The organism is Marinomonas sp. 63XJN7_9_ISO-PGPR-S23-217 (assembly GCF_056173515.1).
In genome coordinates this window covers 2,598,852-2,623,996 of sequence record NZ_CM149678.1, presented here as the reverse complement: position 1 = coordinate 2,623,996, position 25,145 = coordinate 2,598,852, and the positions used below count along the sequence as shown (strand labels likewise).

The following is a 25,145-nucleotide window of genomic DNA, read 5'->3' as shown; positions in this document are numbered from 1 at the left end:
AAAACTGGATACTCATAACTTTGGTTTCCCAAATTCCCTTGAAATCATTATCTTTTATATTGCAATGAAAGGAGTACTCTTAATCCCCTTCCCTGGTTAAGACAATGTCTCAAAATGTCCTTCTTATGAATTAAGACATGGGAATTATAAGGTCGAGCTTAGGAAGAAACAACCCTATATTCCTGTCTTTTTTATATCCACATTATTTGCAAAATTCAACTATTCGCTTACAAAAACTGAAAAGTCATTGTCAACCAGTGACAAGCAGACTTTATCAATTTTTTTGTTTTCAACCATGCTACTTAATAATACTTCAGACAACAAAGGTAGTACTTTGTTTTGTAATATTGCATGAATATTACGGGCACCTGAACCAGTATTTTGGCAATTATCAACAATATGACCCAATATTTCATCATCATAATCAAAGGCACAATCATAGTTTGATTGAATTCTGTTTTTAATTTTTACCAACTGGAAATTAGCAATTTCTGAAATAATATCATTACTTAACGGTATATATGGAATAACATTGATTCTACCTAGAAAAGCGGGTTTAAAAACAGCTAATAAATCGTCTTGCAAAGCATTTTGTAGACCTTTAATACTAGGCAAAGCTTCCTCATCTTCAAAAAGCCCCATGGTAGTATCTGTCCCCACATTAGACGTCATAATAATAATTGTGTTTTTAAAGTCTATATCGCGACCTTCACCATCTTTTATCATCCCCTTGTCGAAGACTTGATAAAAAATATCATGAACACCTGGGTGAGCTTTTTCCATCTCATCCAATAGAATGACGCTGTATGGTTTTCTTCTAACAGCCTCTGTTAAAATACCACCTTCACCATACCCGACATAACCCGGAGGAGAACCCAATAACAAAGACACTTTATGCTCTTCTTTAAACTCCGACATATTGATAATGGTAATATTGTCTTCGCTACCATACACTTCTTGGGCAAGAGTAAGCGCCGTTTCTGTCTTACCAACACCACTTGGCCCAGTCAGCATAAAGATGCCATTTGGTCTATTTTCATCGGCCAATTGAGCTCTTGAAGTTTGCACAACCTTAGCGATAAGATCGAGAGCATGATCTTGACCAACCACGCGCTGCTTCATCGTTTCTGCCAAGTTCAGAACACCAAGAATTTCATCCTGCTGCATTTTACCCACGGGAATACCCGTCCAGTCTGAAATTACTTGCGCGATCACTTCTTCATCGACCTGCCAATGAACCATATTACTGGCAAAGGCAGAGAGCTCCAGCTTGCCATTTTTGAGTGATTCTAAAACGTCTGCATCAGGGGTATCATCATGACTTATCTTATGAAAGGCATCTGATAATTTGGAAACAACCGCCTTCTCTTTTTCTAGCTGCTCTTGTAAAGGCAACAGTGACGTTTGCAAATTTGCTGACTCTTCATTCAATGCTGCAATTTTAGTGCTATGATCTAGACCAGACTTTTCTTCTCTCAACAACATGTCAATTTGCGAATCAATATCCGCGATTTTATTTTCAAGCTGCTCAATGACATTAGGAACAGAGGCCTGACTCATTGCGACTCGCGCACAGGCCGTATCAAGCAAACCTACCGCTTTATCGGGTAATTGTCTGCCAGTGATATACCGATGAGATAAGTTGACCGCACTCTCAAGTGCCTGCTCCGAAATAAAGACTCCATGATGTTTTTCCATCACAGGAACCAAACCTCGGAGCATCGAAATCGCTTTTGCTGGCTCGGGCTCTTCAACCTTAACCACTTGAAAACGACGAGAAAGAGCGGCATCTTTTTCAAAGTATTTTTTATACTCAGCCCATGTGGTTGCCGCAATGGTTCTTAGCTCTCCTCTGGCTAACGCAGGTTTAAGCAAGTTTGCCGCATCATTTTGCCCTGCCTGACCACCACTCCCTATCATGGTATGGGCTTCATCAATAAAAATGACAATGGGGTTAACTGAGTTTTTAACCTCTGTTATTAAGGTTTTTAGACGATTTTCAAACTCACCTTTCATGCCCGCTCCTGCCTGTAGCAAAGCAAGATCCAGACTGTGGATTCGAACATTTTTCAACACATCAGGAACAGATTGCTGCGCGATTCTGAGCGCCAGGCCTTCAACTACCGCCGTTTTTCCTACACCTGCCTCACCGGTTAATATCGGGTTATTTTGCCTACGCCGAGTTAAAATATCGATCATCTGCCTGATTTCAAAATCTCGACCTAAAATAGGGTCGATCTTTCCATTTTCAGCCTGCGCAGTTAAATCAATCGTAAACTGATCCAAACTGGGCGTCTTACTCATGGATCCCGTTGGTTTTTCTGCCGTGTCTGAAACGAAATTCGACTCTTGAGATTGAGAAACAATTTCCGGCCAAGCGTGCAACAATTGACCTGGATCGATTTTATTAAAATGCTTACTGCATCGAGTAAGTATGCTCGACAAAGTATCATCTTTTATTAACGTGTAAATAACATAAGCACTTCTGATTTGCGTATCGGTAAATTCAATACTTGTACTCAACCACGATTGTCGCAATAAAGTAGTCACATGGAGTGATAAACTAGGTGAAGAATCGCTCCCTGTCTTAAATGACTCTAAAGAGCGATTTAGATCATTTTTGACCGCATCAGCATCCACATCAAATGCACTTAAGATCAATCTAACATCGTCAAGCTGATGCTCTAGCATAGCAAACAACCAATGCTCTAACTCCACAACAAAATGGCTACGGCTATTACAAATAGCAACCGCCTTCTCCAAGCTCTGTTTGCATTCCGGGCTAAGTTTTTCAACCAGTTTATTCAATGTCATAGAAGACATATATTCTTCCTTATTAAAGTGAATTATCCTTTACGAGAAAGACGCAAGTGTTTTTTAGCATTCAATCGACTAAAAGCTAAAATACTATTTCCCCCTAGGGCCACATCTTTCTTATTCAATCTAGCAATATCAGAGTTATCAAAATCAGACTCAACAAGAATCCGGAACTGAACACTATTTCCGACATAATCTCTAATGATTTTGCAGGCAAATTTATACGATTCTCCATTGGGAAATAAATTTTTAAGCTGGTGTGAATTGTGTGGAAAAATATGAATATTGATAAGTGTTGAAATATCCCACATACGACTACCGATGAAAGCGTTCACACCAAGCCTAGCATACTGTCCCTCGAATAAAGTTTGGCTCGCCAACCTTGTCTGTTCAGAGGGTTTTAAATGCTGCCACTTCCCAACTAACTGTTCAATTCTAACCTCACACCCCAAGTAAGAGGTTAAAATATTTTTTAGATCAGAGACATTTTTTATTTTTCTAAAAAACAATCCGGAAAAAAATAAATTATGGTTAGAGTTACCACCACTCAATAATGATAGAATCTTAGTGTGAGCATCTTGATGACTAACATTATTGGATAAATTGAGCGAGTGTTTATACTTTTTCCAAGAACGATAATACAGAGATATTAAACGGTGATTGAACATGTCATAAAAATCACGCATCGCGGTATCTTTGTACTTCATCCTTAATAGAACCAGTTCACTATAAAATTGTGGCATTACACCAGAGGAACCAGTTAATCCCATAAAAGAAATATCAACGTTCACTCTTTCAAACCCATTGGGATCACCCACTGGTTCGATTCGACTAATAGATGTTCCAGGAAAACCAAATTTCTGAGTGGAAGAAAACCGCACAAGCTCGTTTTTGGGGTCACAATCATAACCCACTTTTCGATAAGCCATTTGTCCTTTATCTAACTGTTTTTCTATCAGATAAATCGCTTTATAAAAATCCAGCTGTGATGCATTCGCCGACAATTGCTTCATCATAATAACACCTGCCCACCCACTCGAGCTGGCCACTGATGATAGACTTGTTCTTGCTCCTTCAGTTTCAAGCACACTCTGGTAAAACTGTTAATAGCCGCAAATTGCGCGAAAAAATGTTCAAGAACAGAAGCAAAAAAGAATACACCACTGCCCGAAAAATCATCATTGGCAAAAGTGATTTCAATATCACTGCCACTTGCGAAACACACCCGTCCGCGCTGAACCACACGAGCAGTTGATGGCTCTATAACCACTTTATAAATATTATTAATTAATGCCTTACTCTGTGGTGATACCTTAAAGTCATATAATCTCAATACTTCTTTTAATCGCTCACTAGCATCTGGTCCTGTAAAGTAGTCAAGATTTAAATGATTAATGAGCTGCCACCGTGTGGCGTCACCAAGTACCGGCCTAACGGCGTGAGTCGGTGGAACCAAGCAGCGTATTTTTTTAATAATATCGCCTTTTTCTGGCATCATTAGACCAAGCTCATCATCTCCAAAGGGTAAGCTGGCAGGCAGATTTCGGTTGCTACATTTCGCTCGAACCGTGATAACCGTCTTATCTATGTCTTCATCCAAATGCGCATTACCAAAAGAAGCATCGACAAGAGAGAGGTACGTTTCAGTTCCTGCTTCCACGTATCCGCCAGCCCACATGGCCGTTTCTCTCCGAATGTGCCAAAATAAATCTTTGCTGCCTTGATACTTAGGGTGGGTTTGTCCATAGAAAGGGGCAGCAACTTGCTTATTACCCTTTGAATCAAAAACAACCACCTCCTCAATGCTGATGACTTCTGATATTTCGGCATCCATATATCGAGGAGACAGCTTGTATTCGTATTCACTAAGTTGTGGTCTGATAGGCTCAATTTCTTGTTCAAAGAGATTGATAATCGGAGTACAGCCCAGCAAAAAGCTCTCGCTATCAATTTGCTTCTCTAACTCCGAGGAATCGGTATCAATATAGAAAAATATACTGGTAGTGCCGGATTTCTTAGGCAACATGGCTCTAATGTCTTTCAACTCAAAGAACCGAAATTTTTCAGGAAATACAAAATTCTCAACCAGCATTCTAAAACCTGAGGAAGCATGGTGAGAATATGGAACAACCGTTTCAGTATCTTTAAACCCAACCGAATGAAGCTGCTCCTTGGATAGGTATCGGACCCCCTCTTGACCGTTGTCGAAGGCAATACCAATACAATTTTTAAACAATAACTCGTATATCTTTAAGGTATGATGCCATTGACCATTAAGATAAAATCTTAAATTATTTAAGTCTGTTTCATACAATGAAACACCTTCATATTCACAAACCACATCCAACTTGAAAATTGACTTAACCGGTTTTTCCCATTTTGATTTAGGCGCAACAAATGGCGCGTTTTCAAACTTTGCAGCTTGGATCTCGACTGGCCACAAGTTTGTTTCAAAACACGTTTTAAACTTGCACTGCTTCATCCCCTCGACATTCGATTCAACTTCTGCACCAATAGGTATCACTACCCCAGTTGTCGAAAGGTTCTCGGCTTCAAGTTTAATAATAGACATAGAAGGTAGCGTTGCTTGGTAATCCGGAAACATTTGACCAAGCAAGGCGTCTGTTAATTCTGGAAAACTATCTTCAAGTTTTTGCCTAATATTAGCCGTCAAAAAAGCAAATGACTCGACGAGACGAGAAACATGAGGATCCTCAATCGTATCGCCATTAAGTTTTAACCTACCGGCTACTTTAGGGTATTTTTCTGAGAACTCCCTACCCATTTTTCGAATAAAAGACAACTCTCGATTATAATATTTTAATAGTTCATCATTCATAAAGAAGCCTCAATTATTTTCATCCCTAAATTTATAGGCTCAACTTCTGAGTTAAAACTGATAAATTCAGGCTCCGGATCCGCGTAAAGCAAGGCATTTATTCGCAAGTTTAATATTCTATTAAGGGGCAGATCCTCATCAGTAAAAACTTCGACCTCAATAAATCTTGGCTCAAACTTTTCAATTGTCTTTTTGACGATATCACATAATAAATCACGACCATCACTGGAGCTAACGGACATACTCGAAAAATCGGGTAATCCATAAGAAAGAATCGATGTTGATAGCTCTTCGTATTGTTCCGGCCAAGTATGCCACTGAATTCTAGCATTAAGTAACGCTTCAATATCTCGACGAATATTTCTTCGTAAATCCGAGACACTTATCCCCTCGGTTCTAGAGGGCGAGTCTTGAACATCTGGATCATCATCAATCAGGCGATCCAGAATAGAGGCTTGAAGCTGCTGCTTACTTTCTATCATGATTAATCTATAGCAACCTCTTTGACCTTAGAAATACTCAAATCAGAAATTAGCGTTGCTTCGTCATTGATAAAAAGCATCTTCATACCTCGCCCTAAAGTCACGTTATCAGAAAGGTCATTCCATTCTGTTATTTGACCTAGCTTTTCAATATCACTGGTTGATTGGGCGTATACCAAAGGCAAGTGAGCAGTTCCCGTTGGTCCATCTTTTATGGTCATTTCAACTCTAAGCCAGATGTTTTCCAATACAGAATCAACTGGTTCAACCTTAAGGGTTTCAATCTCGCTAAAACGCGCTAAATAAAATTCGCCATTTGTTCCCAATACTTCTAAATAAGGATTGAGCATGTCATCCAAATCTCGAATCAAACTCTGAGGCTCATCGTCATTGAGAGACTCAAGACGTAATGATTCAAGTTTTGCGCTCATTGCATCCAACGATTGTGAGTCACCTTCTAACTTTGCAAGATGCATATCAAGAAATAACGTATCTAATTCGTCAGCCTGATGAAACAATTTTGGAATACTTTTCCCATCATAGAAATCCATTCTGGATTGCTCAGCACGTATGAGATGCCTTAGATTAACCGCCCCCACAGCAAACTCAGGTTTTTTCTTTACCATAAAGTCAAACTGCTTATCTGCACGATCTAGTTCACCATCAATACATAGCAACTCAACATAAGCGCTTCTAATATCAAAATTTAAAGGCTCATCTTTTAGTAACTCAGTACAATAATCAATCGCTTCAGATAACTTACCATTCTTAATGAACTCGAATATTTTTTTCATGTCTTATTCCTTAATTTGATGGTGTGGGCTTAGCTCTGTAATCAGCCGAATACTAGACACCATTTGATCCAATTGAAAATGAGGCTGAAGCTGAAGAAGAGAGAAAAAATGCCCCGGCCTTGACTTATTTTCACTCACTTTGACTTTGGCATTACTAAGCGGATATTTACTCCTCACGTGCTCAGATGCAGAGTCCGAAGCAGTGGTATAATTATTTATCCAAGCCTGTAAATCTCTCTCACAAGCCTGTGCCGTGGTATAGCTACCAATACGGTCACGAGCCAGAACTTTTAAGTAATGGGCAAACCTAGACACACATAGAATATACTGAAGCATAGATGACAGGCGTGCATTAACATTGGCAACATTACTATCGTAGTTTTTTGCTAATTGAGCAGACGCATTACTATAAAAAACAAGATGCTCTGTATTAGTAACAGAAGATACAGGGATAAAACCCAATTCAGATAATTCTTTTTCAAGCTTTGTTGTGACAATTAGATCGACAGGCGGCTTTCCTTCTTTTTGATAAGAATCGTTCTTAAAGTAATCTTTAGCAATACCAGTCACCATTCCCTTTGAGATTTTACCAGGATCCATTCCTCGTATATGACCAAACCAACCACTAGAACAATAAGCTCGAATCAGCGTTGAAACAAAAGGAAAAGCGGCGTTCCCCCATAGCATATCTTTATCTGAATCACGAATATTCTCGACAAAATAAAAGCTCTCGGAACGCTTTCCATTATTTAAATAAGGAGATCTAACTAACACTCTCGGCAAAGTCAAACCAACAAAGCGAGATTCTTCCATGCTACGAAAACTTCGCCAGTTAATATACTCAGGCTGTTCAAACTGTGAAAATAAGTCATACGCATGACCTAGTTCAGAAAAAGCATCCACGCCAAATAGACTTGAATCACCTGCACACACAAAAGGTGAAAAAGCGGCCGCAGCAGTTTTAGAAATTTCTTTTAATGTGGCAATATCATTATATAAAGAGCCATTTGATTGGGTGTTCGTTATTTCATAATTACCAATAACAACACCAAAAGGTTCACCACCTGGATGATCAAATTCACTTTGATAGACTAATTTAAAAAATGCGCTCTGATCGAAATCAATTGCCTTACTAACGTCTCGAGACAATGTCATCCAATTACAATTTAAAAGTTTGATTTTAACTTTTCTTTCATTATCCATTTGTTCGGCTTGAGATAAAAGCCAAAACAGGCTACGCCACCCAGATTCTAATTTTTTAAATTTTTCTTCATGAATAATGATATTGATCTGTTGACAAAGCTTTGCATCAATATCAGTAATCACTTGTTGTATATAGGAACTGATGGATTCCTTATCCCAAAGTAAAGGTGAGTCTGAAGAGCTTTCAAGCCAAAGCAAAAGCGCTTTATTGAGATCTTTTTCATTAAGAAACCGATCCAACAGGGAGTCGCTGTCACTTATTCTATACTCAGTTTGTCTTCCAAAAGCTGAGTTTTGACTTATAAACGAAAACTCTTCAACACTCATTTACTACATCATCCTTAATTTTAACGCTTAAATCGCTGCTTTTAATTAACCCACTTCAGGTATTTTAGCGACCAAACGTAACGAGGACGTTAACTCTTCCATTTGCAACCAAGGCTTAAGCCAGGCAACAGCGTTATAAGCCCCTGGCTGACCAGGAATCTCTTTAACCCTAACTTTAGCGTCAGCTAATGGATAACGAGCACGAATGTCCTGACCACCACCTTCTGTTGCATTCACATACGACAAAATCCAGCGATTAAGCCAAGCTTCAACATCTTCCGCTTCCATAAAGCTACCGATTTTGTCTCGCGCCATCACTTTTAAGTAATGCGCAAACCGAGATGTCGCCATCAAATAGGGCAACCTAGCTGAAATAGCTGCATTAGCCGTTGCATCTGGAGTATCGTATACTTTTGGTTTCTGACAGCTCTGACCACCAAAGAAAACCGCATAATCAGTATTCTTATAGTGACACAAAGGCAAAAAGCCCAATTTACTTAATTCCGCCTCACGACGATCAGTAATGCCAATTTCAGTTGGGCATTTCAAATCAGGATCGCCATCGTCACTGGTAAATATATGAGTAGGCAAGCCTTCTACCTTACCCCCTCCTTCTGCACCACGAATAGCGGTACAGAAACCATACTGAGAGTATGCCTTGGTCATATTGGTTGCCATCGCGTAGGCAGCATTACTCCAGCAATAATCACCATTAGCAGTACTCACAGAACGGCCAGCTTTAGGCTCTACCTCAAACTCTTCAAAGTTAAATTCTTCAACAGGTTTCGAAGCTGCCCCATATGGTAGACGAGATAAGAATCTAGGCATGGTCAAAGTAACGAAGCGTGAATCATCGCTTTCTCTAAATGAACGCCATTTAGTGTACTCTAATGACTCAAATACTTTTTCCAGATCTCGTGGCTTAGTCAACTCTTCCCAGCTGTCAAACCCAAACAAAGAAGGAGAAGAAGCTGAAACAAACGGACAAAAACCAGCCGCAGCTACGTTGGACATCAGGCTAAGCGTTTCAATATCTTCAGGGTGATTGGTGAATTCATAATCCCCAACTATCGTGCCGTAAGGCTCACCACCGGGTGTACCAAACTCTGATTCATAAATTTTCTTGAATGTTTGGCTTTGGTCGAATTCAACCGCTTTGCTCAGGTCTTTATGAAGCTCTTTTTTCTTCATATTCAACACTCGAATTTTCAGTGTTGAATTGGTCTCAGAGTTCATTACCAAATGATGAAGACCTCTCCAAGTCCCCTCCAGTTTCTGGAACTGATCGGTATGCATAATAGCGCTAAGTTGTTTTGATATTTTACTATCAATCAAGTCAATCGCTTCATTAAATGTCACCGTCATATTCTTATTCCACTGAACCGTGCCTTTTAAGGCTTCCTGCGTCAGTGTTTTTAACAATTCTTCTGCTCGGCTGGATTCGGTCTGTTTGGTCGCACCAATGGCCTGCTCTAAAAGAGAGACACTTTGCTCAACAACCGTGTCCGTGCTGCTTAAAGCTTCTTCCGTGCTCATTTGTCTTCCTCCTCAATGCTCAATTCCTTCGCCATTGCTTCAAGGCTCGCTGTATTACTTAACACCTCTTCCAAAACATTTTCCAACTCTTCAGATCGGTCTATTTTGGTCATGAGATCACGCAATTTATTACGTGTTTCCATCAATTTACGTAGAGGCTCAACTTGATTCACAACAGCCGCTGGCTCAAAGTCACTCATTGTTTTAAAGTTTAATTCAACCGAAAACTGACTATCATGATCCGTTAGCACATTATCAACTTTCATTGAAAGGCTTGGACTCATACGCTTCAAAACATCATCGAAACTGTCACGATCAATCTGGATGAATCGTCTGTCCTTCAATGGCTTCAATGCATCTGTATTATCACCAGAGAAATCCCCCATTACACCTACCACAAAAGGGAGCTCTTTTTTTACAACAGCCCCTTCCGTTTCTACGTCATAAGTAATATGAACGCGAGGCTTTCGAACCCGCTTTAGTTTGTCATGAATGCTCATTAGAACTCCTTTTACTATGTTTCAGTTTCGCTGACTCGAATACCAGACAGCTTAAAATAGCCTGTTCTAGCATCATTGTCTGTAATTAATTCATCCAACAATTCAGGAAGAGATAGTTTGCTCCAACGTATCACTTGCTCAATAGTATAAGACATTGGTGAGTGCGGCTCGGTCTCTCTAAAATAAGCCGCAATTTCTGACAGTTTTTTAATGGCACTGGCCCTTGAGTCAATTTTTCCATTATCCAAGCGTTGCTCAGATACGTTAGCTTGTCCCTCTTCTTTTAACTCTTCTGATAACACTTCTGGTTCAGAAACAGCCGATTCAGCGGCTTCTTCTAATTTTTCTTTACCAATATGTTCAATGGCCGTCATGCTCAAATCGAGCGCACGTTTAATATTAGAAGTCGGCTGAGGACTGCCTGTTACCTTATCCATGACATCACTAAGAATGGAAAAATGTTCTATTGATTTTTCAATATCTTTTTTTAGATTAATAAAAAAGTCAACGCTTGTTTCGCGAGCACTTTTTTCAACCTCTTCATAATCAACTGCGCCTTGAGCTATTTTCTTTTCACGCTTATCATCAGGCATTCTAGAAATATCATAGGCTTGCTGATATTCCCAATAAGTAAAGGGCCCATAGTTAATCCCATCTGTAATAGGGATATTCTTTATCGGCATAACAAGTGCACCCTCTTGGGCAATACCATTTAGACCAACTAGGGCAGATAGTTTTTCGGATAATTCTTCACCCTCTTCAAGGGTAGGAAAAAGATCTAAAAAGTGTTGTTCAATCAGCGTATGGGCAATTTCAAAACCTAGCGCAAGACCCTTGAAACCTTCTAGGCGACATAACGATTCAATAAGCCAAGCAATATATTCAATATCCTTGCTCTCAGTTTTTATTGCTTCCTTACATTGCTCAAAAAGAGGCAACCATTCCCTTGTTAACAAAGAAAATCCGTCTTCATCAACCAAAGCATTCCGCTCTGCTGCTCTTAGTTGATTACGTAAATCTTTTAGGGTGTAGTAGGTAGAATTCGGAGAAATATCGGCACGTGGATCAGAGCCTGCAAACTGATCCTCTGAAATCGGAGAAATACATTCTTCTAGTGTTAACATTCCGTCGTCCTGCTCTAGTAGCATAAAATTATCGATTGGAATTTTACTAGCCCCTTACCTTCTTTACAAGGCAAGGGAAAGTAAAGCTTTTGCGAAATGCAAGCGATTTAAAAAAAGTCAAGTTTAACAAAGAATTAATCGTCAACAAAAAAACGAAATAGCACTATTTTCTCAATTTTCATGGACCACTTTACAAAAAACGAAATAAAAAACAGCGGCGTGTGCCTGCTAATTTTTAAGTACCTACCTGAGAATGCCCACAAACATTAAGACATACGGTTTGATGAGCGACCAAATAAAGGCACTGTCTTTTCATCAGGTGAGTCAAATTCATCATCTATAACAGGCTTATCAACTCCGTTATAAACAATAACAATACAAGTAACGTTATCTTTAGCTCCTCTCACTAATGATGAGTGCATAAGAGCAAGCCCAGTATCAATAACGCTCTGTGAATCTAGCATAGAACAAATTTCTTGATCTGATAATTCTCCAGTGAGGCCATCAGAACACAACAGAAACATATCTTCGCTACACACTTCACGTTTTATCACATCAATATTAATATCATCTGCGACACCAACCGCTCGAGTAATAACATTTGACAGAGGATGTGAACTCATTTCGCTTTTGCTAATCACACCTTGAGCAACCAATTCATTCACTTGACTGTGATCACTCGATATTTGAGTAAAATCACCATTTCGAAGTAAATATGCACGACTGTCGCCAGCCCAGACAACAAAGAACTCATCATCTTTAATAAACAACACAACAACTGTACTGCCAGCTATTTTTCCGCCTAAGTGAAAATGGCTATATTGCTTTAAATCATGGTTTGCTTTCTTGACTGCCGCAATAATATGGTCAACGGTTAACTCTTCATAAGTGTAATGCAACACTTTTGATCGTATTGCATCCACAACTAACTGACTGGCATAATCACCCGCTTCATGCCCTCCCATACCATCAGCGACCACCCATAAATTATGACTAGAAATTTCCGCAAATGAGTCTTCATTAAGCTGTCTTACCACCCCTCTATGAGAGATCGCGTAACTGGTGTTAGTTCTTATCATTATCCCTAACCTGCACGTGATTCCATTGCCATTGCTGCCACCTACCATCAAACATAGCTGCAGCCTGATTAACAGAAGGTAACCCTGAAGTAATAATAACGGAAGGACTCAAGAGACATGAGCCATGAGTCCACCAAATACTATAACTGCCATATTTCTTATATAAGAGAGCATGCAACACATCTTTCATTACCCCCCCACCAAGCTCCGTCCCTGCAAACTCAAACACTTGCGCGGTTTTATTTTCATCTGGTGAAGAAAAATACTTGTAACGCTTTGTAGGATCGGCGGATGGTTTAACGACTTGCTCAACCTCTTTTCTCCAACTAAACAGATCAACCGAGTCTTCTAGGACCGCCAAAACCGCATCTTCATATTCAAGCGACAATGCATTGGATTCCATAACTTCAACGGGCAAATTATCTGTATCCGCCACAAGCGTAAAAGGGTATGGTCTTCCTACCACATCCATGCTTGGCATCACCGTTCCCATTTTTGCACTGTCTCCTGCTATGCCCGGTGACATGCCAAAATGCCATACTGGGCCCGTTAAGAATTTATCCTTCCAAGAGTCTCCCATTCTTTCCTTACTCACAGAAAGAACTGCCTGCAACCAGCGGTCCCACACCTCCTGAAAGCCAGTATCAACATTATCTTGAAGAAAGTCCCCTACACTAGGCAACTTTCCAAGATAACCAAAACTTACAACTTGCTCGGACATGTAAAACTCTCTAATGAATCATTCCAAAAAGGATTTCTTACGGAATTCGGTAATAACTTGATCACAGCATGATTACCTTCAACATCAAAATGCATGTTTAAATCCTTGGCAGTTTTCGAACGTTTACTTTGTAGGGCATCCAGCATCCTGAAAAATGACCACTCGCCATCGTAGCTTTGACTGATTAAACGGCCACCTCCGATCAAACTAAACTCAACCTTTGTTCCGGCAAGGGGTTGAGGACCGGGCCAAGACATACTGATAACTCGCTGTGGTCCATGACGATAGACTAGAGATTGCCCATTAATATCTAATTTAATACTTGAAACACTGCGATCAAGCACTTCTGGTTTCAAGCCAAAGCCAACACCCAAAGCACCACTGCTGTTATCAAAAAACACCTTACGTATTCTATAAGCTTCATGAAACATCGTCAGAGAAGAAAGACTCATACCAATATCCCTCTTAAATGACCATCTATCACTCCCCATATTCACACTAGGTGCAACGTAGGCTGTGAAAAACTTATCCAGCGTACCTCCTGGACCAAAGAAATGGGTAAAGTCCTTTAAACTGATTTCTTGCTTGCTGTTTTTAGAGATAGGGTATCGACCCGCGATGGCTGCTCTGTACTCAGGCAGCACATCATTACGCCACATTTTGTTAATCACTCGATCTGCATTGATTTTAACAATATCTGACGTGTCACCGGCAACACCTTTAAGCCAATCAGAGAAAGGAGCAACAATATCACTAGACGATAATTGACTAATAAAATCAGGCTCACCCTTACCACTTAACTGCTCTTTAATGGAAGCGGTCATATCATCACTTTGGCTAATTTTGTTAAGATAAACATTAAGTGCCTTGAGGTCTGACTGAACCTTATCAAGCTTTGCTGGATCCAGACTCAAAATCCCTTGAAATGCCTCCTCCACTTCATGACCAGGAAGTAGCTGTTTCGCCGGTACTGATTCAGGTAGGAACTTGTTGATTCGTTCTGCTTTTTCAGCAATGGCAGCATTTGCTCCCCCCGCTAAATCAGCCGCTTTTTTTAGCGCCCCATTCGCTTGGCTTTCAGGAGCATTTGTCAAAGCAACATTTCTTTGAACCACTGAAATAATGTTTTTAATCGGTGCTTCTGGTCCAGATAAAGCATCAGTTACCTTAATACCTTCAGAAACTGAATTAAAATCTTTAACTTTCAAATTATCCAAAAAGGTTTTCCAATAATAGATGTAGTCTTGAAAATAGCGTCTTTCAAGCTCCTTCTCTACCTGTTGCTTTGATACATCATATGTACCAGCAGCCTCTTTGCCATATACCCAATTACTGGAAGTTAAAGTGCCTAGCATCTTGCTTTTTTCAACATTGAAAATGCCGTAAAAGCCATTATAGGTATATAAACCTGGAATGGTATTAGACGCTTCAGAAGGATCCTTCAACTCAAACGACTCAGCTGTTTTCGCACTAATAATGTCTGTCAACCTAAACGGAGGAATACTACTATTCATATAATCCGCTCTTAAGCGTTGATAAGCTCTTTCTGCTACAGGAAGCTTGGTTAGAGCCAGCCGAGCATCGTGCACTGCATCACTGTCCATTTGGGTTTGGCCTAGCTTAATAGACAACAAGGCTGCTAAATGATGATGTAAGTCCGCTCTAATTTGAATATTTTTATCTCCTGGTAACTTACGATCAAAGTAAGCATCAAACCAGGCCTCAACATCACTCGCATCAAAGTGTTCGGGCATATAAAGCATTAAATAGGTTCTAAGCGTTTCATAAAGATAACTTAAATGCTCCGAATTATTTTTCATCTCAGACAAAAGCACTTTAACCATATAAGGCTCAAGGTAGGCTTTAAGCGAGCGCTCGTAGGCACTCATCGACGTCTGTTTTAGATTGGACATTTTGTCTAAACCAACACCGACTAGAGAACCTTGATCTTTTGCATCAGGATTAATCGCTGGTAGATCACGCAAAGCATTGAGGCGATCATTCAATACAACTAAATTATTAGTATCAAAGACCCCTGAGTCCACTTTCTTATACTGTGTCACCAACTGATCAGTTTGTTCTATTAATTTGGAATTCGATAAATAGCTTCCATACGCGAGAAAGCCAAAACCCAACAATCCAAAGCAGCCAATAGAAACGGCCGAGATTCTAAGCCATTTATTTTGTTTGTCGTGATATTTATTAGTACTAGCCAAGTTTTGCTCAGGAAAAACAACACTCTCTAACACTTTTTTAATAAAGAAGCTTCTAGATTTATTAATATGACTGCTATTGGCTACTTTTTTATCACTCAAAAAGCTAGAAGGCGCCCCTTCTTGAGTCGCACTTGTTAAATAAACACCACGGAATACAGGGGGCTGCTCATAAGTATTGGGGGTAAAAATTTCTTTCAAAAAAGAATATGAAACTTCTTGCAAAAATCTAAGTTGATGGGGAAATTCAAAGACTTTAGCTCTTACTGATTCATCTCGCTCATTAATCAGCCTGCGATTTAGCATACCCGTCAAGTTAGCAATCAGACCATGGAATTCTTTATTAAACTGCTCAATTTGGGTGCCATTTTTTGAATCCATGGGAAAGGTGATACCCCAAATTTGATCACTCTCTTCTTCTGTTAACTCATTAAAAAAATCACGGAAGCCATCAATAAGATCCGCTTTTGAGAGGATAACATAAACAGGAAAAGTCATACCTAGTTGGTTTTGCAGCTCCTGTAAGCGCTGCTTTATTGCTCTCGCATGTAGGTTTCGCTCCGTTTTCGTCTGCCCCATCAGCTCGGAAATACCCATGCTAATGACAACACCGTTAATCGGTCTTAATGGACGATATTTTCTAAGAAGTCCAAGGAAGCCTTGCCAAGCTTTCGAATCGTGCTTAGCGTGACTATCTTGGGTGGTATAACGGCCTGCCGTATCAATCAAAACCGCTTTATTTGTGAACCACCAATCACAATTACGTGTCCCACCAACACCTTTAATTAAATCAACACCTAACTTATCTTTTAATGGATAATCTAACCCAGAGTTATTGATAATAGTGGTTTTACCTGCCCCTGGTGGACCAATCATAATGTACCAAGGCAACTGATATATATTTCTACCTTTAAACAGTTTAACGTCTTTTAGAAGCGCGATGGCATCCGACATACGATTTTTTAGCGTATTGATTTCTTCGTTTATGTCGTCATTGTCAACACTGTCATCTATCAGCTCTTCTGCCATGTTTGTATTACGCTTACTTTGCTTGGATAGCTGGTAGATCTTAGTCACAGCGACAGCAAGAATAATGCATAGTATTAGAATGACACGCGCTAATATACTTTTAAGTGGAACAAAACCAGCAATAGCGATAAGAGGACCACCAAACCAAATCAAAAGAAACAAACATAAAAACCCAATAACAAGCATCGCTGTTCTCGAGGTTAATATGTAAGAGAGTTTCTTACATCTTTTTATAAAACTCATTTCAACTCCATTTAGAAAAGTAAGTCAATTTCTACTCTGCGATTCATTGCTCGGGATTTACTGTCAGTATTCGGAACAATAGGATCAGCGGCGCCCCTTCCTTCAGGCCATAGGCGACCACTTAAATTTGTATTTTTCGCCATCGCATTGGCCACCTCGTTAGCCCTAGCAAGAGACAATAACCAATTCGAAGGGTATTCAGCTGTCTTTATTGGCGTATCATCAGTGTAACCAGTAATAAGAATACGTCCTTGGGTACCTTCTAAGCTTAAGGCTAGTTTTTGCAAAATAGGCACTACAGATGGCAGCAAGGTCGCTTCACCAGGCTTAAACAAATCTCTGTTGTTGATCGTTAAACGAATTCGATCACTCTTTTTCTGAATGCTAATAATGCCCTTTTGGATTTCCGTTTGCAGTAACTGCTCAAGCACCAAAAGCTGCTTATCTTTTTTATCGACTGTTTTCTGTAGATCAATGGGGTGTATTGAAGCCAAAGAGGTATCCACTTTCGAGAGCTGATCATTAAGCTGCATATTCAGAAAAAGATACAAGGCTAAACCAAGCGCCCCAAGAATAGAAAAAACCACCCAAAGTGGCGTTTTTTGTCTCAATTCTCCCCCATTAGCCACTTTCCGCTCCCAATCAGGTGACAGAACGTTCTTTATGGGGCCATCTAATTGATTTAGGATGTTATAAGCTCGATTCCGATAATCTTCCACACCACCATTTTGATTGTTACTCACTCTAAATTTACCTTTAAAGCCAAGATTCAAACAGTGGTACTGGAGCTCTAGGAAATCTCGATTATGTTCAGGATAATGAAGAGAATCATCGATTAAGGTATAAAAATACTCGCCACCAAATGTCTCTTTATGAAAAATGGATAGCAAACTCTCTTTTGCCCACTCCATCGAGCTCCAACGAGAATTAAGCACACTCTCATCAAGCAATGCACAGAGGCAATAGCGTGCATTAAAAATCGTCTTATCTGGTATACCTGCCTCACGAGCCTCAAATTCGAAAGACTTAATAGCATCTATGCATCGGTGCTTAAAACCCGATAAATCAGGCAAGCTTTCAGCCTGATTAACAAAGATTGCCAGTGACAAACAATCTGATGCAGCCTCTAAAAGACCATTTTTGAAAATCGAAACTTTCGGTCCGTTTTGTTTTTGCAAAGGAATTGCATTTGATGATATTTGTGTTTTATCAGAGCTATCATCTGCAGAGCCACTGTTTTCAGCATCTCGACCAAGGCGACCAGGTCTAGGCTTTATTTTAGTCTCATCCACTGAAACACACTCCTACTAATAATTAAGTTCTTACTGCCCAAAGCGTAATTTGTAAATCAGGATAATTACCTGAAATATGCAAAGCGATACCACCACTGCTAGACAAGCTGTTCCATTGATCACCCTGCTTATTCAACTCAAAATAATGATAGCCAGCATGATAAGGTACTTGTCGTGGCGCGGTCGGTAATGTACTAATCGATATGCCTGGCAACTGATTATTAACAAGGTTTCTGATCGTCTCCACACTACCTATTTTGATTTGAGAAGGTAGAGAACGTCTTAGTTCTTCGTGAGGGACACTGGCTTTTACCGCGAGAATAAACTGACCACTTTTTAGAACTTCTTTGTCTTTTAGTGCGCCAAAAGAGATACCATATTTACTCTTCTCTAACTTAATTTCTGTTGCAGTTTGCTCTATCACTTGACTTAAAGATTGATATAAGAAATTAGTTACTTCCGAAAAAATCAGCATCAGATTGAGGTGATCATATTTAGGTAATTTAGGTACTAACTTATTCGCAGAGCTGAATGTTGCTAACTCACCTGACAGCTCAATTAATCTGGAGTACAGGTTATAAGGGTGAACATTTTCCACTGCTAACAAACTATTAAAAACAGCATCATATTTATTCAAGGTTTGCAGCATGATAAAATCTGAGACAGAGGTACTACCAGCATAGCCTTGAGACAACCGACCAGCAATATTCTCAGCCCGCTGCTTAATCAAAGCTGAAATCTCTCTTACAATACTAAAAACTGGCTTACAGTGGCCAATATTTAAATGTGGCGGAATGTACTTACTGTCTAAACGAATTGCCCCCTCATTACTAACCTCTACAATACGAGCAACAGGCAACACAACATAACCAGACACATCGTCAGAACTCAACATTAAGCGACAATTCAGCTTAGAGATTTGGATAATCTCATCTGAATCACGACCTAAACAATCATCAGAGACCGTTAGGTCTTCCAATTTAAAGCGCGTCACCTGAGTATCATCAACAGAAGACACATTAACACTATTATTTTTATAAGAGGGAATCGCTAGATAAACAAGTTGATCAACTACGTCTTTGCCAACAATTAATGGATCTGGAATAAGGGCATTGTCTAAGAAGCTCACTGGAGTTAGATCTGGCATAATGCCCTTAAAGCCATCTAAACAAAACTGCCCTGTATTGAGCAAGCTTGCATCAATGCTTTGATCTACCATCCCCCACGAATAATTAATATTCATAGCAAGCAGATCTTTCATCGTGTTGGCTAAATGTTTATCAGACTGTTGAAAGTGTTGCGGCCTCAAAAACATGCCTTCAGTCCAGGCAACGGGAGAAAAATTATTCATATAAATCCTTTTATTCCTCTTTCAAATAGGTTGCGATAGACTCAACATTGACCCGTACATCATCATAGCCAGTTGGATCCGCTTTAACGACAGCTCGCCATTTTGCTTTATCTATGTCTCTATACGCGACGATGATACCTATAAAGCGTGTGTTTTGATTTAATTTCATTTTGTAATCAAGTTTCTGACCTGGCTGTAACTCGATTTCATCTTTCTTAAGCAAGTCTGGACCAAGCGCCTTTTCAGCATTGCCGTAAAGACTAAAGAAATCCTGTGTATCAAAAACCGCTCTAGAACTCAGTTCGAATACTCTAATCACCACAGGTGAAGGCCTACCATTTATGTCAGGGTTAACATCTTTCGCAACATTAATCTCTAAATCAGTTGACGGTGGCACAATGTAATTAACAGTCGAACAGCCCGTTAAGAACAAAAACAGAACCGCTAAAAACATGTTTGACAACTTGATCATTTTCACTGGAGGAAATCCTTTTTTAATTTTGTTTATTAACGTAATTATCGTATGCATTTAAAAATTCATCTGAAAGCGCCAAGACGCCTTTTTTATTTACTTCTTTAGAATATTCTTCAAACAACTCCTGATACAGCTTCCAACTTGTCGCCCCAGAGCTTTTCGGCATAAACTTTAGCAAGGAGTTATTTTCATCTGCTTTTTTGCTGATAACATCAGGAGATAAAAGCTTCAATAAAGCTTCTAGAGAACCCGATGCGGCAGCCAATATGGCTCCTTCATGTGTATGTAAATCTTCGAAACTTTCCTTTATCGATGCGGTTGACCCAAGAAAACTTCCACTTTTTCGCGTATAGAGATTCTGGATTGCATCGTCAATGGTGGCAGAAAACTTCAACGGATTATTTTGCTCTACCTGAAACATCGTCCGGTTTATCTTCATCTGATTCTTCATATTAGCGCGCTGTCTTAACGAATTTATTACTCCCATCAACAGTGCATTCAAACCAACACCCATTTCGAACCACTGCTTTTCCGTTTCGAGTTCAGCTCGAACCGCAGAAGAAATACCTAATCCTTCTAGAAAAGCCTGCATAAGCGCTTGCTGGTTATTATGTTGAGGCATTTCACGCCTAGTGGGAGCTGATTGCCGCCCTTGCTCAAGCTCTTTAAGCTTCACCTCTGAAGGTTGCGTCTCTACCTGCTGAGTTACCGGAGGTGTAACGCTTTCCTTAGGAGGAGTAAACGACGGTTGTGGTTGTGGTTGTGGTTGTGGTTGTGGTTGTGGTTGTGGTTGTGGTTGTGGTTGTGGTTGTGGTTGTGGTTGTGGTGCCATTTGATGATCATTAGCAAACGGATCCAAGCCATCATTACCAGAAAAAGAAAATACATCCCAATCCTCGGGGATAAAATCGACATGAGAGGATGCATTATCGACAGAGCTTGCCTTATCGGCCGGGGCCATCTTTGGTGGAATCATCGATTCATCAAGAGCGTTATCATTAGCATAAGCGGGGGTCGATTCAAAAGAAGGCACCGCGTCGAAAGAGGAAACAGGATTTACACTAGACTCAGGCTGCACTTGGCTTGATGCAGATAAATTAGACTGATCTGCCTCAGGCAAATCTTGTTGAACACCTTGCAACGAGGTTTCAATCTGAAAGTCACCGACATTAAATGTATCGCCATCCACTAGCTTATGTTTATTTCCCTTTCCTAAGGGCGACACACTGTGATTAATGAATAGTCCGTTGGTCGAATAATCGTAGACATAGAATAGCCCCCCTTCATTAACAACCTCTCCATGTTTGTTAGAAATCACTTTTTCTGGGTCGGGCAGATGCCAATCGCATTCGCGAGAGCGCCCAAAGGTTAACGAATCTTTAGTAGACTTTGTCGCCTCAATTTCTGGGGAAAGACGATGATAACTAGTAATTTTTAATAAAACTTCCATTCTAATAGTTTCCTTGTATCTACATCCTGAAAATCATAAATGACTTTGCGGTTTACCTCAACAAGAAAGAAAACCGTCAGACGATCAGACCATGAGGTAACCTTTGCCTCTAATCACCAGCCATCAAGGTCTCAAAGCAAATTCCCATGCAATGATGCCTCAGTATTTTTTTACCCATTTGTTCAGTTTTTACCCACTCTCCTCTCCGCTTCACATGCAATCTGCTCAGCATACATTGGTCACCATCAGAAAAAAGTCTTCAAATCCCGCTAAGAATAACGCTGAACAGCACTAAAAAAAATCTCTTTTATCTGTAAAAAATGCATAATAAATGGCTCCAATTGCAACAAACGTAAAGATTTTCACTATTTGTGCTGACAATCGAGTGCATTGCTAAAACTCTTTTTTTTTGTAAAAATGCCTTCCCTATGTAATGGATCCAAAGGCAGCCTTTGTCCTGGAGCAATACGAATCTATAGATAATGTGTTTGTTGTAACAAAAGGACGTCAGGATGAGCATTAATGATGATAAAACGCAGATAGTATCGGTTATCTCATCAAAAAAAAACATTAGTCATTTCAACCATCAAGACTTTATTGGCAAACTCCTGTCTAACCGATATCTAATCGTCGAGCTTATTGGACAAGGCGGCATGAGCTATATCTATCGCGCCAGAGATACGTTTTTAGAGCGTAATTCGTCTTCCGATTACCCGATTGTTATCAAAATTCTAAGGGCAGAATTTTCTCAATCACCAGAAGCAATAAGATTACTAAAAGAGGAAGCCGCTCAGACACAGCCTCTTTCTCATCCCAATATCATTAAGGTGTTTACCACTGGCACAGAAAACAATATTCATTATATTGTAATGGAGTGGGTGAATGGAGAAACATTAGAGCAGCTTATCAAGCGTAATAAACCAACAGGGATTAAATTTAAAACAGCCTATCCCATTATAAAGCAACTTATCAGTGCCTTAGATTACGCCCATAAGCACGGTGTGATACATAACGACCTCAAGCCATCGAACATTATCATTACTGGCTCTGGGGAATTAAAAATATTGGATTTTGGCATCGCCAAGCAACTTACTAATAATGATGCTTATGCTTTTATAAAGAAGAACGATCATGAAGTCATTGGTGGCTACACCCCTTCTTACGCCAGCCCTGAACAACTTGACGGCTATTCTGCCGATGTAAAAGACGATTTTTTCTCGCTAGGCTGCATTATTTATGAAGTTCTAAGCAGTCGACACCCTTATGATAGAAAAGCATCAAACACACTAGAGGACAACACTAGACCTAAGAAACCTAAAAATAGCCCACTTTTTTATTGGCCAGTCTTAAAATCAGCCATTTCATTGAAAGCTGATAAGCGTCTAAATATGCTTGAACACTTAAGTCGTCTGCCTTTTCAAGGTTTAAAAGCAATAATGGCTACTGTTCTTATTGTACCGATTATTTTTCTTTCGGGTTATTATGTTTATCAAAACATTCATGCAGCGAATTCACAGCTCATCGCAGAAAAAAACAATGCTGTTGCTATGAACCATCAAATAAATGAATGGATGTCATGGGATGCACAAAGAACACTAAACTATTTCAACCAAATCCCGCCTCAATTTAACACAATAAAACAAGGGCTTTTAAAAATACATCAACAAGAGATTATACAAATATTCGATGATAGAATTGCAAATGTTAAAAATATTGAAGGGAAAATAAAGAACTATCCTGCTATCTCTGATATTTATCAGCAAGCCTTAACCTATTACCCTGATTCAAGAGTGTTGCATACTCAATACAATAACATGCAAGTTGAGCGTCAATCCATTAGTATGGATATCATGACACGCATAAACAATATGCTCAATCAAAAACGTTACTTTGAAAAAGATCAAAACAATATTTTAGATTTACTTCATAAACTAAGTATTATTGATGGTAAAAATACGTTTAGTCCGACACAACAACAAACTAAAACATTCAAAGCTGCCCTCAAGAAGGCTCAAGCGTCTAACAATAAAGCTCAGACAAAAATACTTATGAACATTGATAAAGCACTGTTTGACACTACCTCATAGGGCAAGTCAGGCTAAGCGTATAGATTAGCCTGACTTCTGACTTATTCAGATTTATTTAACAGACTCCAATAGGGCTACTAACAGTCGCCAAAAATCGCTTACTGAAGCAATTTCCATACGCTCTGCTGGTGAGTGAGCGCCACGAATATTAGGCCCGAAAGAGACCATTTCCATGCCTGAATATTTCGCCCCAATAACGCCACACTCCAGTCCAGCATGAATGACTTTCACATTAGCCTCTTTCCCTGTGACCTCTTTATGCACTTCGAGAAAGTGTTTTAGCAAGCCGGATTGAGGATCAGGATGCCAGCCAGGATAACCATTGTCTAACGCTACATCAGCGCCAATTAGACTAAATACCGACTTTACGGTTTGAGCATGATGTTCAACAGCAGAATCCAGAAGAGAACGAACAAGTAGGCAAGCATCGAAACACTTGTTCCCATCAGCATCATTCTTAAGATTAATGACCCCAAAGTTACAAGATGTTTCCGTCACACCCGGCAGGTCTGAACTCATACGATAAACGCCATTGGGAGCACAGTTTAGCGCATTAATGAGTGCAACCTGATCATCGAATAACAACTCATTCTCTACCTTCGCCGAACTAACAAAGACCTCTAATTTTGGCTCAGTTGTGGCAAATTCGATTTTCATCTCATTTGATATTTTGCTAATAAGACACTGAATAGCGACCTGTTCACTTGGTTGGTAATTGATAGTAAAAGAGGCATCGCGAGAAATAGCATTGCGCAATGTTCCTCCTGTAAAGTGAGTCAATCCAAAGTGATTAACCTCTTTAAGGGCATTTAATAATCGCGCAGCCAGTACATTGGCATTCGCTCGCCCTTTATGGATATCCAAACCTGAATGCCCACCTCGTAGGCCAGTGATGGATATCGTCATGGCTTTTGCATCCACATGGGCCGTTTGTGTCATATATCGTTTAGAAACATTGATATCCACACCGCCAGCGCAGCCTATATAAACATCCCCACTGTCTTCTGAATCTAAATTTAGAAGAATCTTACCATTTAAAATACTCTCTTCTAATTCCAATGCACCACGTAGGCTGGTTTCCTCTTCTATTGTAAATAGCGCTTCAAGAGGACCATGTTTAATATCAGACGATTCCAATACAGCCAGCGCGGCAGCAACACCAATACCATTATCGGCACCAAGGGTCGTACCAGTAGCATGTAACCAGCCATCCATCACACGAGCAACAATAGGATCTTTTGTAAAATCGTGTTCGACATCGGCACTTTTTTGCGCCACCATATCAAGATGCCCTTGAAGAACCACGGTCTCAGCGCTTTCCATTCCTTCGGTCGCAGCCTTACGAATAAGCAAGTTCCCTGCCGTATCAACATAAGTAATTAGACCAATGCCATGTGCCCACTCAATAAGATGCTCGCGGATAGCGGCTTCATGGTAAGAAGGTCTTGGAATGTTACATAGAGTCTGAAAATGCCTCCAAATCGCTTTTGGTTCGAGTGTGGTTAGAATCTCGTTCATGATCTCTCTTATCTTGTTAAGTCGTTAGCTTTATAGGGGGTTAAGGAAATGAGATGAGTGCCTCC

At 39.9% G+C, this 25,145-nt stretch carries 18 protein-coding genes; 1 reads left to right on the top strand and 17 read right to left on the bottom strand.

Annotated elements, in window-relative coordinates; translation table 11 throughout:
• Positions 1-219 precede the first annotated feature (219 nt).
• The 16 genes from tssH to tagH form a co-directional block, all read right to left on the bottom strand.
• Entirely contained in the window at positions 220-2,823 is a 2,604-nt protein-coding gene (gene tssH / locus AC0VYI_RS12220; RefSeq protein ID WP_475449639.1) for a type VI secretion system ATPase TssH, read from the bottom strand.
• Positions 2,824-2,846: 23 nt separating this feature from the next.
• The gene (tssG, locus tag AC0VYI_RS12215) at positions 2,847-3,833 is read right to left on the bottom strand and encodes a type VI secretion system baseplate subunit TssG (RefSeq protein ID WP_475449637.1); all 987 of its coding nucleotides are present in this window, start codon (positions 3,831-3,833) and stop codon (positions 2,847-2,849) included.
• The gene (gene tssF, locus AC0VYI_RS12210; RefSeq protein ID WP_475449635.1) at positions 3,830-5,656 is read right to left on the bottom strand and encodes a type VI secretion system baseplate subunit TssF; all 1,827 of its coding nucleotides are present in this window, start codon (positions 5,654-5,656) and stop codon (positions 3,830-3,832) included. Before tssF ends, tssG begins: the two co-directional genes overlap by 4 nt.
• Positions 5,653-6,138 carry a type VI secretion system baseplate subunit TssE gene (tssE, locus tag AC0VYI_RS12205; protein ID WP_199476454.1) on the bottom strand — a complete coding sequence of 162 codons (486 nt, stop codon included), beginning with the start codon at positions 6,136-6,138 and terminating at the stop codon, positions 5,653-5,655. The genes tssF and tssE overlap by 4 nt, the downstream gene beginning before the upstream one ends.
• A 2-nt stretch (positions 6,139-6,140) precedes the next feature.
• Positions 6,141-6,932: a type VI secretion system accessory protein TagJ gene (locus AC0VYI_RS12200; protein WP_475449633.1), complete on the bottom strand. Its 792-nt coding sequence runs from the start codon at positions 6,930-6,932 to the stop codon at positions 6,141-6,143.
• Between the two features lie 3 nt (positions 6,933-6,935).
• Positions 6,936-8,462: a type VI secretion system contractile sheath large subunit gene (gene tssC / locus AC0VYI_RS12195; RefSeq protein WP_199476456.1), complete on the bottom strand. Its 1,527-nt coding sequence runs from the start codon at positions 8,460-8,462 to the stop codon at positions 6,936-6,938.
• 45 nt (positions 8,463-8,507) lie between these two features.
• Complete coding sequence (tssC, locus tag AC0VYI_RS12190; RefSeq protein ID WP_199476457.1) at positions 8,508-9,998, bottom strand: type VI secretion system contractile sheath large subunit; 1,491 nt, start codon at positions 9,996-9,998, stop codon at positions 8,508-8,510.
• The gene (gene tssB, locus AC0VYI_RS12185) at positions 9,995-10,498 is read right to left on the bottom strand and encodes a type VI secretion system contractile sheath small subunit (protein ID WP_475449630.1); all 504 of its coding nucleotides are present in this window, start codon (positions 10,496-10,498) and stop codon (positions 9,995-9,997) included. The genes tssC (AC0VYI_RS12190) and tssB overlap by 4 nt, the downstream gene beginning before the upstream one ends.
• A gap of 14 nt (positions 10,499-10,512) precedes the next feature.
• Complete coding sequence (gene tssA, locus AC0VYI_RS12180; protein WP_475449629.1) at positions 10,513-11,622, bottom strand: type VI secretion system protein TssA; 1,110 nt, start codon at positions 11,620-11,622, stop codon at positions 10,513-10,515.
• Between the two features lie 266 nt (positions 11,623-11,888).
• Positions 11,889-12,701, bottom strand: a complete 813-nt coding sequence (locus AC0VYI_RS12175; protein ID WP_475449627.1) for a PP2C family protein-serine/threonine phosphatase — start codon at positions 12,699-12,701, stop codon at positions 11,889-11,891.
• Entirely contained in the window at positions 12,688-13,422 is a 735-nt protein-coding gene (gene tagF / locus AC0VYI_RS12170) for a type VI secretion system-associated protein TagF (protein WP_475449625.1), read from the bottom strand. Before tagF ends, AC0VYI_RS12175 begins: the two co-directional genes overlap by 14 nt.
• Entirely contained in the window at positions 13,404-16,850 is a 3,447-nt protein-coding gene (gene tssM / locus AC0VYI_RS12165; protein ID WP_475449623.1) for a type VI secretion system membrane subunit TssM, read from the bottom strand. Before tssM ends, tagF begins: the two co-directional genes overlap by 19 nt.
• A 68-nt stretch (positions 16,851-16,918) precedes the next feature.
• Positions 16,919-18,199: a type VI secretion system protein TssL, long form gene (gene tssL, locus AC0VYI_RS12160; RefSeq protein WP_199476463.1), complete on the bottom strand. Its 1,281-nt coding sequence runs from the start codon at positions 18,197-18,199 to the stop codon at positions 16,919-16,921.
• A gap of 22 nt (positions 18,200-18,221) precedes the next feature.
• Positions 18,222-19,550 (bottom strand): type VI secretion system baseplate subunit TssK, encoded by a 1,329-nt coding sequence (gene tssK, locus AC0VYI_RS12155; RefSeq protein WP_475449621.1) that lies wholly within the window; start codon positions 19,548-19,550, stop codon positions 18,222-18,224.
• Between the two features lie 10 nt (positions 19,551-19,560).
• Positions 19,561-20,079: a type VI secretion system lipoprotein TssJ gene (tssJ, locus tag AC0VYI_RS12150; RefSeq protein ID WP_475449619.1), complete on the bottom strand. Its 519-nt coding sequence runs from the start codon at positions 20,077-20,079 to the stop codon at positions 19,561-19,563.
• Positions 20,045-21,475, bottom strand: a complete 1,431-nt coding sequence (gene tagH / locus AC0VYI_RS12145) for a type VI secretion system-associated FHA domain protein TagH (RefSeq protein WP_475449617.1) — start codon at positions 21,473-21,475, stop codon at positions 20,045-20,047. The genes tssJ and tagH overlap by 35 nt, the downstream gene beginning before the upstream one ends.
• A 512-nt stretch (positions 21,476-21,987) precedes the next feature.
• On the opposite strand from tagH, the gene AC0VYI_RS12140 reads away from it, so the two are divergent.
• A complete protein-coding gene (locus AC0VYI_RS12140) occupies positions 21,988-23,562 on the top strand; it encodes a serine/threonine-protein kinase (protein ID WP_475449615.1) in 1,575 nt (524 codons plus the stop codon).
• Positions 23,563-23,613: 51 nt separating this feature from the next.
• On the opposite strand, the gene AC0VYI_RS12135 is transcribed toward AC0VYI_RS12140, so the two are convergent.
• Positions 23,614-25,080: an aminoacyl-histidine dipeptidase gene (locus AC0VYI_RS12135; RefSeq protein WP_475449613.1), complete on the bottom strand. Its 1,467-nt coding sequence runs from the start codon at positions 25,078-25,080 to the stop codon at positions 23,614-23,616.
• Positions 25,081-25,145: the final 65 nt, after the last annotated feature.